Raw genomic sequence first — 16,112 nt, forward strand, 5'->3', positions numbered from 1 at the left:
ACAAACCTATGCAAGGGGGTGACTGGCGAAGGCTAGGGAGCGTAGGGGCGCTGGGATCTGATTGTAGTGAGAGGTGGAGAGTGTGGGACGCTGTCACTTTAAGGGAACAACGTTATAGTGGTAATGGATATATAATGAGCCCATGGGGTAGGGTATGGGGGCTTCTGAGGCGGAGTGGGGGCTTGACTACGTTGTTGTCCTCCCGACTCTGGACGAGAGGGAGGGGCTGGCTAAGACGCTGGATGAGTTGTTTTCAGTGGGGGTGCCCCCTGAGAAGATTATTGTGATAGACGGCGGCTCTAAGGATGGGACATGTGAGGAGGCTGTGAAACGCGGCGTGAGGTGTATTCTGCAGGAGGGGAGGGGCAAGGCCGATGCGGTGAGAACTGCGATAAAAGTCACGGAGGTCCCTCACCTGGTGATTATGGATGCAGACTATACCTACCCGGCCAGGTACGTCCCCCAGTTGCTTCAGTTGCTGGGGCGTTGTGACGAGGTTATAGGCGCCAGGGCCCGCACTGAGAGAGGGGCCCAGAGGGCGGTATACCGCCTGGGCAACCGGTTGCTCACCTCTCTCTTTAACCTCACCTTTGGCACGAGGCTCACCGATGTGCTGAGCGGCATGTATGCGGTGAGGAGAGAGGCCCTCGAGGGGCTGGAGAGAGCCTCGAGGGGGTTCGGCATAGAGTCGGAGATAGCGGCGCATGTGGCGTCGACGGGCGGGGAGATTTGTGAGGTGCCTATTGAGTACAGGAGGCGGGTTGGGAAGAAGAAGCTGAAGGTGAGACACGGGCTGTTGATAGCTGTCGATATGCTTCGCCTGGCTCTCCGCTACAACCCCACATTCTATATTTTTGCCGTAGCGGCTTTGTTGACTATTCCCGGTATCCTCATCGCAAGCTGGGTGGCTTACAAGTGGATTTTTCTAGGCGTGAAGCACTACGTCTGGGGTATCATAGCCGTGGCCATGACTGCGGGCGGGATCGCCTCTGCTACGATGGCCGTCCTCGCCCTTTACCTAAAGAGGATGGAGATTAGAATTCTGAGATCCGTGAAGCGGTACGTCGCCCATCCGCCGGCCCGCAACCGTCTAACAACCCCGGAGCAGGTGGCTCCTAATCAACAAGGCTCGCCAGGCTGATAGCGGTGGGATTGGGCGCCTGTGCGGCCTTGAGGCGAGGCGCATGGCTACTCCACTAGCGACACATGTGTCGTTGTCTTCCACGTATTTACTGCTGAGTTGAGAGAATTTCCACGTTGAAAGTATGCGCCACGTTGCATCTATCAATAAGTTGTAAAGACCGCGTTCAGCACTTTCGTCGAAATCATGTCAGGCGTATTCAGCGGCGATGTCGCATCCTCTTGGAGATTGATAAGATGTACCAAAAGCCGCGCGCATGTGGTTAATTCCCCCATTGCCACGACCCGTGGAGTTACCGCTGAGTCAGCTAGAAACGGAAATATTTAGAAGCAAAGACCTAGCTCGCGGCGCCTAGCCGCACGCCGGAGGTAGGCGAGACGCAAGGCGCCTCTGCTCGGCGGCGTGCGCCGCGTAACTACCTCAGCCGTACCTCAGCACGGTGCGTGGTCTGTTGGTTAACGCCTTCACGACTTTAGGCTACCTCCTTCTTAGCGTCTGGAGCGTTTTTTCAAGTTCTGGGCTCCACCTCACTCTGTCCTTTATCGCCTCGACCCTCTCCCCAAGCTCTCTCAATAGTAAGACCACGTCCCTCGCCGCCTCATCTCTCGTGCGGTATTTCGACCACGCCATGTCGGGATCAGGACCGTGATACTGGTACTCGTGGAGGCTCAGCGCTACAGAAGTCCACGCAGAAAAATCCTTATACCCAACCCCAACAAGTAGATGAGACAGCGCCTTCATACGGTTCGTCGGCACTCTAGGCACGGCGGTTGTCTCCAGCCAGCGCCTCTCCTCGTCACTTTTGGCGACTTCCTTAAGCCTGTCCAGCTCGAGCCTGAGGAGTGCCGCCATCAGCGCTTTCCATGCCTGGAAGGCTTTGCCGGCGGCGTTTCTCACAAGGCCCCGCTTTAGGTACTCAAGAGCCAGCCCAGCCTCCACCAAAGCCTCTAGAAGACGCGCCGAGACGTAGTCCTCAGCGGAGGGCTTAGGGAGAGGCCTTTCAAGAACCTCCACATCCACGTACATGCGGCAGGTTTAAAATCTTCTGTGTGGACGCGTGAGGCGCCTCTTGTATCGTTGTTTGTATTGTTATACTTCTACTGTTTTCAGCCCTTCCCTCTCGGCGGCTCTGGCCAGCTCTGCGTCGGCTGTGTAGAAGGCGCCGCATTTGACATATAGGCAACTGGCTATCTGGAGGGCGTCGGCGAAATAGAGGTGATGCCTCAACGCCAGCGTTATGGATCTGCGCATCACCGCGCCGCCGAGAGGGACAAGCGCGAAGTTGCCCAGCCGCGTGAGCGTCTTGAGCTCCCTAAGCATCAACGACACCGCCGCCTCGGCGCCGCGCGTCAGCTCGCCGCGTCTCGCCTTTTTATCTATCGCCGAAGCCGCCTCGCCTATGTTGTAGATAGATGTGGACATGACGGCTGAGCCTCTGTACGCCGATTCGAAGAGCTTATCTACCTCGGCGCTCCCCGGCTCCTCGACGTAGCGCTTCACTAACGCGCTTGTGTCTAGGTATATCACAGACGCCCGGCGCGCTCCCTCCGCATCTCAGCGACGAGGGTGGCAACTGGGGGCCCGAGGGCTCTGGGCCTCCGCGCCGCGATTTCTCCCGGGGTGGTTAGGGGCTCGGCGCAGTCAAGCCCCAGCTCTCTGCACAGGGCGTCCGCCAGCCCCTCGCCGTCTATAGACTCCAAGAAATCCTCGACGACCCTGCTCAGAGATCCCAGCCTCCGCGATCTAGCCTTGGCTCTCTCGGCTAAATCCTCCCGTATAGACAAAGTTAACTTCTTCACGTACATACGTATATACGTAATATATAAACTTTTCGAGGTGACCAGCCGCCGCGTTGCTGGAAGGGCGTCTGATAACAGCCATGTCTCTAGCCAGCACCGAGTCTTGGGGCTTAAGCTGGACATCTTTTGACCCGCCGCCCCGCGGCTGGCGGCGAGTCCGGCCAATTAGTCTGCGCCGCGGCGCCCCCGTTGTGGTGATGTTTTTATGGGTGATTCGGCTTTGTGTTGTGGAGTGTAGGGAGGTGAGGCTGGATTTGCCGTGGCCGCCTAACCAGGTGAGGGCGCACCGCTTTGTGGTGTACGACGTGTTTGACCCGCCGGAGGTTTCTTTTGACCAGCACGTAATCAGGGTGGTGGGGTTAGTGGAGAGGCCTCTGGAGATTCCATTGAGGGAGCTGGCGGCTAAGTATCCCTGTGTGGACGTCGTGGCGCCTTTCCACTGCGTCACAGGCTGGTCTGTGGAGAGAGTTGTCTGGAGGGGGGTGCAGACCAAAGTCTTGCTGGAGGAGGCGCGCCCCTTCGGCCGGTTCGCCCTCGCCTGGGGGGTGGACGGCTACAGCGCTACTCTCCCGCTGGAGGCTTTGATGGAGGAGGGGTCGGTCATCGCCTGGGCGATGAACGGGGAGCCCCTGCCGAGGAAGCACGGGGCGCCGGCGCGGCTGGTGGTGCCGACGCGCTACGCGTGGAAAAGCGTGAAGTACTTCGGCACCTTAGAGGTGCTTGAGGAGGCGGTGCCGGGGTACTGGGAGGCAGTGGGCTACTCCGTCAACGGCGACCCGTGGCGGGAGGAGAGGTTTGACTTCGGGCGACCTCAGATGAGAGGGCGGCGCGTCTCGCTGTGACCCGCCCCGCCAGCCCCAGCCGCTGGTGACAGCTGGGGGCTGGGGGTGGAATCAGCGCGACGACTATCCACGATCCGGGCGCTAGGTATGGACGCCGCCGACGTGGACGCAGTCGCGTTGGCTGAGCTGGCTGTGATCGGTGTGCCAGGGCCGCGCCGAGTTTCAATCATGCTTTTGACGTGGCTCAACCACTATGGAGTTGATTCCCTACTCACTGCTAAGGGCTGTGTGAGGTGATATCTGGGCTAGCCACTTGTCGAGTTTTGCCAGGGCCTCGGCTGTCTTGATCACCGCCTCGTTTTTGGCTAGTCTGTACAGCTTCATGCGTCCTATTTGTCTCACCTCCACCACTCCGTAACGGATTAGCTGATTTAGTTGCTCTATGGTGGTGCGTTGGGTTGTCCCCACCCTCTTCACCAGCTCAGTTAGGTTCATCTCGCCGTGTTGCAGAAGGGTGAGTATAATCTTGATCTTGGTGGGGGATCCCAAAACCCGGTCAATCACAGTGGGAAAAGGGGGGTGTTTTTTATTTCTTCTTTCCTAGGAGTCTGTAGACTTTTATGTTGGTGTAGGGGGACGTGGCCACTGCGAACATCATTGGGCCGCGGGCTGTATTCTTCTCAATAACCTCGTACTTGTCTGTTTCGAACGCCTTTTTTGCTTTTATGTCGTAGAATTTTAGTTTTTGTTTCGACATGCCTTCCGGCGCGTATCCTTTTAAAAAACCGTTGTTTATTTTAAAGGATTTTATGAAGAAAACTTGTCGTCCTTCGGGAAAGTTTATTAGGTGTAGTCAACCATTTATTTATGCGTATTAGAAAACTTGCTTATGTGGCTGTTTTCACCGGGCTGGGGCTGGCGCTGGCCCCGCTTAGCTTCCCCGTGGGTCCCACAAGGGCTTTTCCAGGCCAGCACTTTGTAAACGGGCTGGCTGGGGTGCTTGTAGGCCCCTGGGCGCTGGTGGTCGCCTTTCTAATCTCAGCGCTGAGGAATATGCTTGGCTTGGGGACGTTGTTTGCCTTCCCCGGCAGTCTTCCGGGGGCTTTTGTTGTATGGCTAGCGGGGGCCGTCCTTAGGCGCTTTGGGAAGGCGCACTACGCACCGCTTTTCGAGCCCCTTGGCACCCTCGGGCTGGGGTTCCCCATGGCGGCGTATGTCGTGGCGCCGCTTCTGGGCGTCGGCGAGAGGTTCGCCGCGGGCTTTATACCTCTGCTGGCTGGGTGGGCGGCGTCTACCTTCTCCGGCAGCGTGGCGGCCTTCGCAGTCGCCTCTGCGTTGAGGAGGCTTGGCCGTCTATAGGCTGTTAATCGTGGGGGACGTTGGGAGGGGGAAGACTCTGTTGCTGGCCAAGATGTTGAAGGCGCTGGCGGCCCTCGGCATCTCTGTCACTATCCTGGACTTCGCGCCTGAGAAGATGGGGGTGGGGGCGAAGCTTACTAGGTACATGGACGTGGCGGGGGTTAGGTACTTGACGGACGTCTTCCGAGCTCCGCGTCTGGAGGGGAGGGACGAGGGGGAGGAGCTGGCCCTGGCGAGGGAAAACGCGGAGAGGGCGGCGGCGCTCATTAGGCAGTTCTTGGCGAGCCCCACGCCGGTGCTGGCCGTCAACGACCTGACCATATACCTCCACGCCGGCGACCCGGCGCTGGTGGAGGAGGCGATTGACTCGGCGGACGTGTTTATCGCCACTGCGTACTACGGCTCCGCGCTGAGGGACAAGGGGTCTGGCATCTCTGAGCGCGAGCGCCGCGCTGTTGAAGAGTTGATGAAGATGTGCGACGTGTTCCGGCTGTGATAGAGGCCCGCTGCCTCACGGTGTACGCCGGAGGGGAGCTGGTGGTTAAATGCGCAAGTTTTAGTGTGGGGCCTGGGGAGCTGGCTGTTCTCTACGGTCCGACTGGAGGGGGGAAGTCTAGTATCGTGAAGGCCTTGGCCGGCATCTATAGGTACAGCGGGGAGGTCCGCCTCAAGAGGCCCTACTTCATATTCCAAGACGTGGATTTCAACCTCCTATTTGCCTACACAGACGAGGAGGCGAGGTCCGTGGCGTGTCGGCCGGCGGAGAGGCGGGAGATAGCCAAGATGTCGCCGGGGCAGCGACAGCTGTTTGCCGTCAGGCTCGCTCTGGAGTCCGGCGCGTCGGCTGTGGTGCTGGACGAGCCTCTCGCATTCCTCGACCCGGCCTCTGCGCTGGAGGTGGCCGAGGCAATCAAAAGGCTGAGGGACAGGGGCCTCGGCGTGCTCGTAGCGGAGCACAGACTGGAGTTTTTCCTAGACGCAGACCGCTTCTACCTGGTGGACGGGGGGGTGGAGGAGCTGGGGCTCGAGGATCTGCTTATAGAGGCGTCGAGGCGGGGCTACGGGCCCTACTTCACTCGCCGTAGCTTCAAGCTCCCGGCGGCGCCTAGGGGGGAGGGTTGCGGGGTGGAGCTCGGGGGGAGGCCCTACCCCCCTGGGTCAAAAATCGCGTTGACGGGCCCCGTGGGGTCCGGCAAGACCCACACCCTCTACGCCCTGGCGGGGGTGGTGAAGAAGGCAGGCGTCCGGGGGTGCAGGCCGGCGGGCTTCGTGCCGCAGAACCCCTACCTCTACTTCGGCGAGGTGGATCTATCAAAGGCGCCTAGGGAGGTTCTGGAGTGGCTGGGGCTCGGCCCGGGGGACAGCCCCCTGCGCCTATCCTACGGCGAGGCCCGGCTTCTGGCTGTGCTGTGGGAGCTGTGGAGGAGGCCCCGCCTGTTGCTACTAGACGAGCCCACGGCGGGGGTGGACAGGCGCTACGCCGAGGCTGTTGGAGAGCTCATCTCCGCCTACGGAGGCACCGTGGTGTTCGCCACACACGACCCCGTATTTGCGGAGAGGTATGGGGAGTACAAGATCAGGCTTGGGTAAGCTCCTCCTGCTGATGTACCCGTTGCTAGACGTCTCCTCCCTAGCGGTGCTTGTACCCCTGTCTCTTCTGAGGCGGGAGGTTTTGAAGACGGTGGGTGTGTTCGCCGCCATGTTTTTCCTCTTTTCTCTATTGTCGGCCCCCGCCAGCGACGCGGCGGCGGCCTCCCTCGTCCTTTTTAAAAACCTCCTGGCGCTGGGGCTTTTCTTCCGCCTGCTGGAGCCTGGGGAGGTGGCGTGGTTTTTGGAGAAGCTCGGCGCGAGGGGGGCCTCCGCCTACATACTCGTAATTTCGCTCAGGGCGGCGGACGTCCTGTCGAGAGAGGTTAGGGCCTTCACGGCGGCGCAGAGGGCAAAGGGCATTGGCGGCGTCGTGGCTATTCTGAAAAGCGGACTCCCGCTGGTTATCTACTCCATGGAGTACGCCGAGTACCTAGCCGTTCAACTGGGGCAACGCAATTTTAGATGCCTCTCTGAAAAGCCGCCGCTGTTTACAAAGCTAGACGTTTTAATCGCGTTGGCGACAGCCGTCGCCATTGTTATACACTGGGTTTCGGGGAGGTGGGCCTTCGCGTTGGCCGAAGCTGTTAAAATGTGAGGGGTGTGTACCCCTCGCCGAGCAGTCTGCTGAGCCTTTCTCCAAAAGAGGCTAGTCTTATGCCCCTCTTTGTGAGCTCGTCGGCGAGGCCCCAGCTCTCTGCATATCTGACACATGCAGAGTCCACGACGCCCGTGGCTAACAGTTCGCTTAAAATCTTGGCGTTCTCCCCATCGAGCTTAGCTAGCCTCCTCTGGCTGGGCCCGAAGAAGAGCATCTTTATGTCGTCGAATCTCTTGTTTAGATAGGAGCGGTAGGTAAACATAAGAGCTATGTCAAACTTCTCATCGTCTGACAGCACCACAACGGCTATTTTAACCATTAAAACGGCGGGTTTGCTATTTTTAAAAATTGTGCTTCCCAGCCGGGTTGGGCAAAAGTTATTAATTGGTATGTAATTGAGTTTTTATGTGGAGGGTTGCTATAACAATTGCCGGGCTTGACTCCGGCGGGGGGGCGGGGATCCACGCCGATGTCAAGACCTTCGCCGCGATGGGCGTCCACGGCGCGACGGCGCTGACGTGCGTAACGGCGCAGAACACCTACGAGGTTAGGGAGGTGCAGTGCCTCAGCCCGGCTATGGTTAGGGCCCAGATACTCGCCGTGTGGGACGACATGGGGATAGACGCCGGCAAAACCGGTATGCTGGGGACGGGGGAGATAATTGAGGAGGTGGCGGCCACCGTGGAGAAGCTGGGCTTCCCCCTGGTGGTGGACCCGGTGATGGTGGCCAAGTCCGGCGCGCCGCTGATATCAGACGACGCGGTCGACGTGTTGAAGAAAAGGCTGTTGCCGGTGGCTAAGGTGGCGACTCCCAACAGGCCCGAGGCGGAGAGGCTCACCGGCATGTCCATAGCCTCGGAGAGGGACGCCGAGAGGGCGGCGGAGTACATCCATAGGGAGTACGGGACTGAGGTGGTTATTGTGAAGGGCGGCCACCTCCCTGGCGGGGAGGCGGTGGACGTGGTGTACTACAGAGGCGCAGTGCACAAGTTCTCCACCCCCAGGCTGGACTCCAGGGCGACCCACGGCACCGGCTGCGCCTACTCCGCGGCCATCGCGGCGGGGCTGGCGAAGGGGCTTGACCCCCTGGAGGCTGTCAAGACGGCGAAGCAGTTTATCTACACCGCTATTAAATACGGAGTGGCCAGGGGCAAGGGCCACTGGGCGGTCAACCCCACCGCCTGGGTGGAGATACCCGCGGAGAGGTGGAGAGCTGTGGAGGAGCTGGAGGCCGCGCTTAAGCTGGTGAGGCGCAACGCGGAGAGGCTGGCCAAGGCCATCCCCGAGGTGCAGAGCAACCTCGGCTACGTAATCGACCCGCGCTACGCCCGGGACACGGGGGACGTGGCGGCGGTGCCTGGACGCATTGTGAATTACATGGGCGAGGCGAGGCCCTCCGGGCCGCCCACATTCGGAGCCAGTAGCCACGTAGCCAGAAAAATCCTGGCCCTCGCGTCGCGCGACCCCCGCGCCAGGTCGGCGATGAACATCCGCTACGATCCGGAGCTTGTGGAGAGGGCCAAGGCCCTTGGCTTCAAGATAGCGGTGGTGGACAGAAGGCGGGAGCCGGAGGAGGTGAAGAAGAGGGAGGGAGGCACCATGCAGTGGGTTGTGGAAGAGGCGCTGAGGCAGACAGGAGGGGTAGCCCCCGACTTGATTGTCGACTTGGGTGACTGGGGCAAGGAGCCGCAGATCACCGTCGTGGGGAAGACGCCGGCGGAGGTGGTTGAAAAGGTGCTGAAGATCCTGTCCTGACAGCGCCGCTCAGCACACCCACGCCACAGCTTTAAATCCTCGACTGTTGATTGACTAACATGTGGCGTGCGGTTGCAATCGCCATTGTAGCCGCGGTTGCCCTCGCCGGCTTGGTTTATCTAATCAATTGGGCGGCTCCCTCCGCCATTAAATATGCCGACAGCTACGACAAAATCCTGGTGCTGGAGGTGAGCGCCAGCAACGTCCTTTTCGCAGACAGGGTCAGCGCGACCCTCCGAAATCTAAAAAACGGGAGCTTGGTGTATACAGTGGAGTGCACCCGCCACTCTATCTACGGCGGGTTTAGATACGCCAGATTTCTCTGCAACGCCAGCGCGGTTGAGCCCGGGATATATGCGATAGAGATCAGCTGGCCGCTACACCTCGAAGGGACCGTGGTGGTGAGGTAGCTCACGGAATCCACACCCCGGCCTCTCTCAACACCTCTATAAACTCCTCCAGCCCCAGCCCCGAGAGCCTCTGCGAAAGCCGCAGATCGCCTGTCTCAATGAAGAGAACGACGGCCGCTCTGACCCTCGGCGGCAGGCCGTTTATAAAGTTCCAATTGGCCTCTCTCCTCCTCATCTCCCGGGCCTCCTCCTCACGCTCTACGTACCAGGCAGGTAGCGCCATATCCTCTCTAGATCTCTTCGCGGAAATTTATGTCTTGTCTCCAGTTCGTAAAGGAGGAAGTCGTCCCTACCCACGAGGCCCCGCCTCGCCAGCTCTCCCAAAACCTCAAGCGCCCTCCAAACCCTAGCCCTCGCGTAGAGGTGTTGCGACGCGTAGGCGGCGCCGTTCTCCGACAGCACAACATAGCCTCTGTCGCTGGCCACGGCGATGCAGTAAGCCTCTGGGTAGTCGAGCCGCCTCACTGGGTACCGGCCGCTCAGCTCCATTAGACGAAGCGCCTCCTCTCTGTAATTCGGCAACTCCGGAAACAGCGCAATTCTCCCCCGCGCCATGTTTTCAGACACCCACATCACCGTCCCCTCTGAGTGCAACTCGGCGAGCACAGGCTCCGGCACCCAAACAACCTCAAACACGTCAAATAATAAATCTCTCTTTCCAAATCTTGCCCAATCGATGAGGAAGGAGGCATCGGCGATGGCGTTAGTTGACATGGGGGATGTTTGCCCTAATCCTCAGCTCGTTAAACTCCTCCATCTTCATCCCAGCTATTCTCGACGCCACGTATAAATCCCCGGTCTCGATGTAGTATACCAGCGCCGCCCTAAGCCGGGGAGGCAAGCTGTTTATAAAGTCCCAATTAGCCTCCCTCCTCCTCATCTCCCGGGCCTCCGCCTCGCGGGCGAGGATCTCCTCAATCTCCACGTATTGAAAGGCGCGCCGCCTTATAAGCTTTGTCTCTTCAGCCACGTTGCTCGTGGCTTTACGTATATAATGAGATGCGGCTGGCGCGCCCCGGCCTGCCCTCCGAGCGCTCCGGAGGATGCGGGGGCCTCTACAGACCCATATAAACGTACTGCTTATAAATTAGCTGAGGCGGGATTTTAGCCGCAGATCACATCAGGCGCTTCTCCCTACCTAATCTCTGGTTCTTTCTGAATTAGGAGGAGCGGCTGGCGGCTTTACATGGGGTTGCCGGAGCTTGGCTTTATTTAGCCCATCTTAACAGTGTCTAGAAGAGGTAATCGCCACAGCCAGCATAAAATTAAAAATATTTAAAAGTGGCACGCCGTGGGGGAGCTGTCGCGTCAGTGGCTGAGGAGGAGGCTCGGCGTCTTTGACATATACGCCTTGGTGCATGCTGACGTGCAGAGCACCTTCTACTTCCTCGCTGGATACGTGGCGCTGGCGGCCGGGCTTTGGGGATTTGTAGGGACTGTGTATGGCGTTGTGCTTATGGCGGCCATAGCGCTCACTTACGGAGAGATGGGCTCCCGCTTTCCTGAGACTGGCGGGTCCTATTTATACGTCAAGTACTCCTTCGGCGCCGCCGTTGCCTACCTCTCAACATGGTTGCTCGCCTTTGATCAAGTGGTGATGATCGCCTACGGAACGATAGACGCGGCTAAGGCGGTGCTGAAGCTTCTCCACGGCGCCACCGGGGCGTTTGAAGTCTTATTAGCCCTCGTCTTCTCTGGCGTGCTCTTCCTCTTAGCTCTCCTGGGGATTAGGGAATCAGCCTCGTGGGGTAAGGCGGTCGCTGTTATGGATCTCACCCTCATGTTTTCTCTCATAGTAACAGCCCTCGCCACGAGGCCCTCGGCGCCCCCCTTTTTCAACTGGGGGGGCGTGGAGGCCGCAAACCTCTTCTTGGCCTTTTCCCTCCTCTCCAGAGGCTTTACCGGACTAGACGCCCTCGGGCAACTGGCAGGAGAGGCTCGGGAGCCGCTTGTACAAGTGCCCAAGGCTACTGTGCTTTTGATAACCATCGGCGCGCTGGGCGCCCTAGGCCTCATGGCCTCTATCATGTCGGCGCTGACGCCTCATGACTTGACGGACCCCGCCATAGCGCCGGTTCTGCTCGCAGAAAAGATGCACCCAGTTTTGTACTACCTCGTCGCGGCTAATATCATCGCCGTCATGCTCACAGCGGCTCTTACAGGCTACATCGCCTTCTCCCGGCTGACCTACATTTTAGCAGACGAGGGCCACCTGCCCCCACACTTCTGGAGACTTCACAAAAGGTTTAGAACCCCCCACATATCCCTTACAGTTGCATTTACCGCCTCCCTCCTACTAATATACGTAGGGGAGATAAAGATTATACTCGCAATATACGCCTTGGGTTCCCTCATTAACTACCTACTAGTAGCCCTCGCCCTGGCCAAGGCCTCGAGAAGCGGGACGCTACACGGCGCCTTCAGCACACCCCTCATCGCCGGAGTCCCCCTCTCCGTGTGGATGGCCATAGCGCTGATACCCATCGGCATCGCCCTGACCCTGATAGAGAAGTACCCCTACCTATGGGCGTGGGGCCTCTGGATAGCCGCAGGCGCCGTGCTGTACTACTACAGAAAGACAGCCGCTAGGAGCCGCCCCTAGCCACAAGCTCCGACACTTTCCTCAAACCCCGCTCGATGTAAGGCACGCGGTCGGCCACGTCCTCCAGCGTAAGCCGCGCCTCGTGGAACCCCTTCACGTGCAGAAACCAGCCCTCTGCAAAAGCCAGCCTAAACTCCTCCCCCAGTGCCCCAGCCAGCTTTCTCACAGCTGAGAAAAAGATCCTCGCCTCCCACCTCCCCGCCCTCGCCGCCTCCCCGGCCTCTGGCAACCCTAAAACGACAGCCGCCGCCTTCACAGCCTCCTCCACAGCCTTGTACAGCTTCTCAGAGGCCTGCACCGGATCGCTCTGCGCCTTGCCCTCTTCATAAATACTTAAAGGTCATCTCTAAATGGATCCTCCCCTCTTCCGAAGGGTCAAGACTCAGAAGTGTAGCCAGCGTCCCTAGTGATAACATACTCCACATCTATCCCCCTCGCCTTAGCCTCCCTCAACAGCGCCTCCATGGCTACAGGAGGCCCCTGGCCCGCGCCGCGAGAAACGCTATTATCGTCTTGCTGTCCCTCACCTCGCCGCTCTCAATCATGCGGAGCACCTCCCCCGGCGTCTTGAAGACAACCTCCATATCCACCTCTCCGGGGTCCCTCTCCCCCACCCCCACGTACTCCAAGGCGTCGGTGAAGTAGAGCCTAATTAGCTCGTCGCTGAGGCCCGGGCTCGGGTAGAACTCCAGCAGGGGGACAAGCCTCACCGGCCGGTAGCCAGTCTCCTCAACCATCTCCCTAACCGCCGCCTCCTCGGGGCTCTCCCCACCGTCAAGCGTGCCGGCGGGTATCTCCAAGGTCCAGCTCCTAAGCGCCGGCCTAAACTGCCTCACCAACACCGCCTTCCCATCTACCACCGCAAGGACCCCCACCGCACCTGGGTGGACCAGGTACTCCCCCCACACCACGCGGCCTCCCACCTCCCTCGCCCTCTTCACCAGCGTAAACTTCCTCGCCCTGTAGATCACCTCATCCACGCCGCAACCACAAACCCCGTTTATAAGCTCTGCTAGGCGCAAAACAAGCCAAGCATCCCCCAGACGGGCTCTAAACGGGCAAAGACAGCCAAGGCGTTCCTCCCTCAGCCCCCTTTTTATCAACATCCCCCCCCCCCTTTTTCCGTTATCCCTAGGGCGCTCAGCCATGCGACAGTTCCAATGCACCGGCCCCCCGGCGCCGTCCCTCGTAATCTGCCGACTAACCCTTCAATACGGCGCCACCCAGCCGCCAACCAAGGCTCGTAGCCGGATGTCCCCAACCTACCTAGAAATCAGCGACCAGAAACCGTCCCCATCCGTCGGCGCCCTGGGTATCGTCACCCACAGCCACGCAACACACGAAGTTTAAACCTTTCCTCAAATAAAACGCCGAGTTGCGGAGACGGCGGGGTTTGCCGAGTGATCACGGCGTCTACGCGGCCTCCGCGCTCACGCCGCTCTCCGCGTCATACCCCTCTGGGAAGCCAGCCGCTCCTCGTCCTTGTGAGCCCCCTCTCCTCCACATATCTAGAAACCCTCCTCTTCACCTCCTCAAAGATGGACGAGTCGCCGCACAGCGGCTTCCCATCAGCCACCGCGTCTAGGACAACCATCGACCACCCGAGCACCTCATCCAGCTTGTTGAGGGGGAGCCACACCACCTGTCCGACCCCCCTGTGCTCCACCCGGTAGTCGCCTCGCTCCACTATCGCCAGCAGATCCCAGTCGCTGAGAGGCGTGTAGTCACCCCTGGCTCTGGAGCCGAAAAGCGCAACCACCAGCGCCCTCCTGCAGAGCTCCTCCACAAGCCTGCGGGCCTCCTCCTCCCTAGCCCGCGAAACCTCACGCAAAGCCTCCAGCCACCTCTCGAACATAGCCCCACACCACCTCCATACACTTAACAGCCTCCTCCGCCTCCCACCTCCTGTAGTCATTCAGCCGCGCGTCCGGATACCTAGCCTGCACGTAGTGAGACTCCAGACTCTCCGCACACCTCACAACATCCTCAGGAAGGGACCTCCCGAAGACCTTAGCCACGTAGCTAAGAAGCTCGGAGATGGAGTGAGACAGGGGCCTGGAGCCGGTGGCCCTGATCAACACGGCCTTAAGCAAAAACTCAGCCGCCTGCTGGGCGAAAAAAGCCGCCGAGTCGTACCTCCCACTCCTCAAATCCTCCCCAGCATACTCCCTAAACCTCAACGCCCTCCTCACCCAAGCTTCGTAACTCACACACCTCCCGACACACCAGATATATAGACTTACCCAGCCAGAACAAACCCCGAAACCGCCGGGGGCGCCTTCGGGGGGCAACAACCCCAGGAGCGGGCGCCTCCCGCAGACCCCTTAAGTGGCAAAAAACTATGAGCAGACACGGCGACGCAGAACTCCGCGAGGAGGCTTCCTAACACACCGCGCTGAGGACCCCCGGCGCCCCAGTCAATTATACAGCGCCTACATTTCCCCAGGAAGCCAGACGCGGAAAGTCTAGCAACGGGTGGTGCGCACGTACACAAAGCCCCAGCATATACACCACTACGCCTCTGCATAAGGCGTACAACTCGAAACTGAATAGGAGAGTGGTGGACCGGCCGGGATTCGAACCCGGGATCTCCCGCGTGCCCGGGGGAACACCGCGCGAGGCGGGCATCCTTCCGCTAGACTACCGGCCCTTTACATATATAGTACACGTTTTTAAGCTTTTCTCTCCTGGCAACTTATTCTGCGGCCAGGCTAGTTCATGTTCCGCGGGGGCTTTTCCCGTTCTCCTACGTCGTTTGTCGGCACGGCCGCTACATGATGTACTGGATTCTGGCGGATAGTAGTAATGTGAAAGCTCTTCATGGCGTGTGGGGGCTGGCTGTGTGGCTTGCGGCGTTAGGCGGGCGTGGCGGCCGCCTTGACTTCGGGGTGTGTTTTTATATATGGGTGTGGTGTTGTTTATGCCGTTTACCACTTATCATCTGGCTTCTTCTCTGTTGGTGGGCGTATTGCTTAGGGGGCGTGTGAATTGGCTGTCGTTCCTCATCGTGTCGACCTTTCTTGTGGATGTGGAGCCTTTGGCTAAGATGGTTCTGGATTTGCCGGGTCCTCTCCACGGGCTGGCGCATACGTTTGCCGCGGCGGCTGTGCTCGGGCCGGCGACTGGGCTGGCGCTGTACGCGGCGAGAGGCTTTCTGCGGCCTTTGTCCAACGCCTTTCTGCTCGAGGGGGCGGAGTCTCTGGGGGCGTACGCCCTGGGTGGCGCCGCTGGGTGGGCTCTACACGTCTTTATGGACATGCCGCTGTACCCGGAGATGAAGCCCTTTTACCCTCTTGAGGGCAACCCGTTGCTATTGGCCTCGGTGGATCCCTTGGATAGCTGGCTCGGGGTGGCTTGGGTGTACGACCTTGTGCTTGCCTCTGGGTTCTTCGCCTACGCCGCTTATCTCTACTTCTCGTATGGAGGTGGCGGGTCGGGGAGGGCGGCGGCGGGTTTGGCGCTAATGGCCTCTTTCTTCGCCTCTGTCTTTGCCACAGCCGTGGGGCAGAGCGTCCTGCTCCTGGGGGCGCTCGTGGGGGTCTTCCTGTTCTATTCTGCCCTCTGGGGGGCGGCGGGGCGCGGGGTCTTCCTCGCCGCGGCGGCTACCCTCCTCTCGGCTTCTCTGCTTCTCCTAGTGAGGCGGCTGGTTTTCGGCGATTTTGAGGTGTTTATCACTTCGTTTGTGTCTGACGAGTTTTACGTGGCGTCGTGGTACGTGCCGCTTGTGGCCGGCTTCGCCTTGACGTGGCCGGCGTTGCGGAGGGTCGGGGCTCCGCGGCTGTGGCTGTACGCAACGGCCGCCGGCGTGGCTACTCTGTGGATTCTGGTGGGCGGGGCGCTCCTCGCCGTGGGCCTGCTGGGCCTCTTGTCTTCGTTGCCCCGCAGACTGGCCGCCGGCGGGCAGGCTTAGGCGGCTCGACTTCTGTACTTTCAGTGTAGAACATCTCGCCGTTGTGGGCAACGGGCTCACCGACGTCAAGAGGGGCTTGCCTTTTCTGCGTTATTAACTAAGCCGTGCACGGAGCGTCTATATTCCCACACTGTCTTAATCGATGCCGTGCACAACATTTAAAAAC

23 protein-coding genes and 1 tRNA gene are annotated in these 16,112 nt (G+C 59.7%); 10 read left to right on the forward strand and 14 right to left on the reverse strand.

Features of this window, described 5'->3' with window-relative positions; genetic code table 11:
• Positions 1-154: 154 nt before the first annotated feature.
• Entirely contained in the window at positions 155-1,141 is a 987-nt protein-coding gene (locus tag P186_RS09585; RefSeq protein ID WP_014289281.1) for a glycosyltransferase family 2 protein, read from the forward strand.
• A gap of 477 nt (positions 1,142-1,618) precedes the next feature.
• Here P186_RS09585 and P186_RS09590 read toward each other — a convergent pair whose 3' ends face one another.
• The 3 genes from P186_RS09590 to P186_RS09600 all read right to left on the reverse strand — a co-directional run bounded on the left by P186_RS09590 (position 1,619) and on the right by P186_RS09600 (position 2,946).
• On the reverse strand, positions 1,619-2,167 hold the full coding sequence (locus P186_RS09590; protein ID WP_014289282.1) for a PaREP1 family protein: 549 nt from the start codon (positions 2,165-2,167) through the stop codon (positions 1,619-1,621).
• Positions 2,168-2,230: 63 nt separating this feature from the next.
• Entirely contained in the window at positions 2,231-2,668 is a 438-nt protein-coding gene (locus tag P186_RS09595; RefSeq protein WP_014289283.1) for a type II toxin-antitoxin system VapC family toxin, read from the reverse strand.
• Positions 2,665-2,946 (reverse strand): DUF6364 family protein, encoded by a 282-nt coding sequence (locus P186_RS09600; protein ID WP_014289284.1) that lies wholly within the window; start codon positions 2,944-2,946, stop codon positions 2,665-2,667. Before P186_RS09600 ends, P186_RS09595 begins: the two co-directional genes overlap by 4 nt.
• 221 nt (positions 2,947-3,167) lie before the next feature.
• Between P186_RS09600 and P186_RS09605 the strand changes: the two genes are divergently transcribed.
• Positions 3,168-3,782 carry a molybdopterin-dependent oxidoreductase gene (locus P186_RS09605; RefSeq protein ID WP_148682942.1) on the forward strand — a complete coding sequence of 205 codons (615 nt, stop codon included), beginning with the start codon at positions 3,168-3,170 and terminating at the stop codon, positions 3,780-3,782.
• 207 nt (positions 3,783-3,989) lie between these two features.
• Here the strand turns inward: P186_RS09605 and P186_RS09610 are convergent, their stop codons facing one another.
• Both P186_RS09610 and cc1 read right to left on the reverse strand, forming a co-directional pair.
• Positions 3,990-4,286: a winged helix-turn-helix domain-containing protein gene (locus tag P186_RS09610; RefSeq protein WP_014289286.1), complete on the reverse strand. Its 297-nt coding sequence runs from the start codon at positions 4,284-4,286 to the stop codon at positions 3,990-3,992.
• Between the two features lie 22 nt (positions 4,287-4,308).
• Positions 4,309-4,479, reverse strand: a complete 171-nt coding sequence (cc1, locus tag P186_RS14085) for a DNA-binding protein CC1 (protein WP_014289287.1) — start codon at positions 4,477-4,479, stop codon at positions 4,309-4,311.
• Between the two features lie 110 nt (positions 4,480-4,589).
• Here cc1 and thiW point away from each other — a divergent pair, with 110 nt between their 5' ends.
• From thiW to P186_RS09630, 4 genes are read left to right on the forward strand one after another with little or no spacing between them, the layout of a single operon-like run.
• Positions 4,590-5,081 carry an energy coupling factor transporter S component ThiW gene (thiW, locus tag P186_RS09615; protein ID WP_014289288.1) on the forward strand — a complete coding sequence of 164 codons (492 nt, stop codon included), beginning with the start codon at positions 4,590-4,592 and terminating at the stop codon, positions 5,079-5,081.
• On the forward strand, positions 5,068-5,577 hold the full coding sequence (locus P186_RS09620; RefSeq protein ID WP_014289289.1) for a hypothetical protein: 510 nt from the start codon (positions 5,068-5,070) through the stop codon (positions 5,575-5,577). Before thiW ends, P186_RS09620 begins: the two co-directional genes overlap by 14 nt.
• A complete protein-coding gene (locus P186_RS09625) occupies positions 5,556-6,671 on the forward strand; it encodes an AAA family ATPase (RefSeq protein WP_237179396.1) in 1,116 nt (371 codons plus the stop codon). The genes P186_RS09620 and P186_RS09625 overlap by 22 nt, the downstream gene beginning before the upstream one ends.
• Positions 6,643-7,266, forward strand: coding sequence for a hypothetical protein (locus P186_RS09630; protein WP_148682943.1), 624 nt, complete (start codon positions 6,643-6,645; stop codon positions 7,264-7,266). The genes P186_RS09625 and P186_RS09630 overlap by 29 nt, the downstream gene beginning before the upstream one ends.
• Here P186_RS09630 and P186_RS09635 read toward each other — a convergent pair.
• The gene (locus P186_RS09635; protein WP_014289292.1) at positions 7,256-7,588 is read right to left on the reverse strand and encodes a hypothetical protein; all 333 of its coding nucleotides are present in this window, start codon (positions 7,586-7,588) and stop codon (positions 7,256-7,258) included. The two genes, P186_RS09630 and P186_RS09635, sit on opposite strands and share 11 nt — an antisense overlap.
• 86 nt (positions 7,589-7,674) lie before the next feature.
• On the opposite strand from P186_RS09635, the gene P186_RS09640 reads away from it, so the two are divergent.
• A complete protein-coding gene (locus P186_RS09640) occupies positions 7,675-9,024 on the forward strand; it encodes a bifunctional hydroxymethylpyrimidine kinase/phosphomethylpyrimidine kinase (protein WP_014289293.1) in 1,350 nt (449 codons plus the stop codon).
• Between the two features lie 59 nt (positions 9,025-9,083).
• On the forward strand, positions 9,084-9,434 hold the full coding sequence (locus tag P186_RS09645) for a hypothetical protein (RefSeq protein ID WP_014289294.1): 351 nt from the start codon (positions 9,084-9,086) through the stop codon (positions 9,432-9,434).
• Position 9,435: 1 nt separating this feature from the next.
• Here the strand turns inward: P186_RS09645 and P186_RS09650 are convergent, their stop codons facing one another.
• Genes P186_RS09650 through P186_RS09660 form a run of 3 tightly spaced genes read right to left on the reverse strand, consistent with a single transcriptional unit; the run spans position 9,436 to position 10,353 of the window.
• Positions 9,436-9,657 (reverse strand): hypothetical protein, encoded by a 222-nt coding sequence (locus P186_RS09650; RefSeq protein WP_014289295.1) that lies wholly within the window; start codon positions 9,655-9,657, stop codon positions 9,436-9,438.
• A complete protein-coding gene (locus P186_RS09655) occupies positions 9,633-10,148 on the reverse strand; it encodes a PIN domain-containing protein (protein ID WP_014289296.1) in 516 nt (171 codons plus the stop codon). Before P186_RS09655 ends, P186_RS09650 begins: the two co-directional genes overlap by 25 nt.
• Positions 10,138-10,353 carry a hypothetical protein gene (locus tag P186_RS09660; RefSeq protein ID WP_148683211.1) on the reverse strand — a complete coding sequence of 72 codons (216 nt, stop codon included), beginning with the start codon at positions 10,351-10,353 and terminating at the stop codon, positions 10,138-10,140. The genes P186_RS09655 and P186_RS09660 overlap by 11 nt, the downstream gene beginning before the upstream one ends.
• A gap of 372 nt (positions 10,354-10,725) precedes the next feature.
• Here P186_RS09660 and P186_RS09665 point away from each other — a divergent pair, with 372 nt between their 5' ends.
• Positions 10,726-12,036 carry an APC family permease gene (locus P186_RS09665; RefSeq protein ID WP_014289299.1) on the forward strand — a complete coding sequence of 437 codons (1,311 nt, stop codon included), beginning with the start codon at positions 10,726-10,728 and terminating at the stop codon, positions 12,034-12,036.
• Here the strand turns inward: P186_RS09665 and P186_RS09670 are convergent.
• The 5 genes from P186_RS09670 to P186_RS09690 form a co-directional block, all read right to left on the reverse strand.
• A complete protein-coding gene (locus P186_RS09670) occupies positions 12,020-12,334 on the reverse strand; it encodes a PaREP1 family protein (RefSeq protein WP_014289300.1) in 315 nt (104 codons plus the stop codon). The genes P186_RS09665 and P186_RS09670 overlap by 17 nt on opposite strands.
• A gap of 169 nt (positions 12,335-12,503) precedes the next feature.
• Entirely contained in the window at positions 12,504-13,016 is a 513-nt protein-coding gene (locus P186_RS09675; protein WP_148682944.1) for an NUDIX hydrolase, read from the reverse strand.
• Between the two features lie 467 nt (positions 13,017-13,483).
• A complete protein-coding gene (locus tag P186_RS09680; RefSeq protein WP_014289302.1) occupies positions 13,484-13,891 on the reverse strand; it encodes a nucleotidyltransferase domain-containing protein in 408 nt (135 codons plus the stop codon).
• The gene (locus P186_RS09685; protein WP_148682945.1) at positions 13,860-14,246 is read right to left on the reverse strand and encodes a HEPN domain-containing protein; all 387 of its coding nucleotides are present in this window, start codon (positions 14,244-14,246) and stop codon (positions 13,860-13,862) included. The genes P186_RS09680 and P186_RS09685 overlap by 32 nt, the downstream gene beginning before the upstream one ends.
• Before the next feature lie 348 nt (positions 14,247-14,594).
• Positions 14,595-14,686: transfer RNA gene (locus tag P186_RS09690), tRNA-Ala, on the reverse strand.
• A 270-nt stretch (positions 14,687-14,956) separates the two neighbouring features.
• Here P186_RS09690 and P186_RS09695 point away from each other — a divergent pair.
• On the forward strand, positions 14,957-15,946 hold the full coding sequence (locus P186_RS09695) for a hypothetical protein (protein ID WP_148682946.1): 990 nt from the start codon (positions 14,957-14,959) through the stop codon (positions 15,944-15,946).
• Positions 15,947-16,112: the final 166 nt, after the last annotated feature.

Source organism: Pyrobaculum ferrireducens, from assembly GCF_000234805.1.
Lineage (GTDB): Archaea > Thermoproteota > Thermoprotei > Thermoproteales > Thermoproteaceae > Pyrobaculum > Pyrobaculum ferrireducens.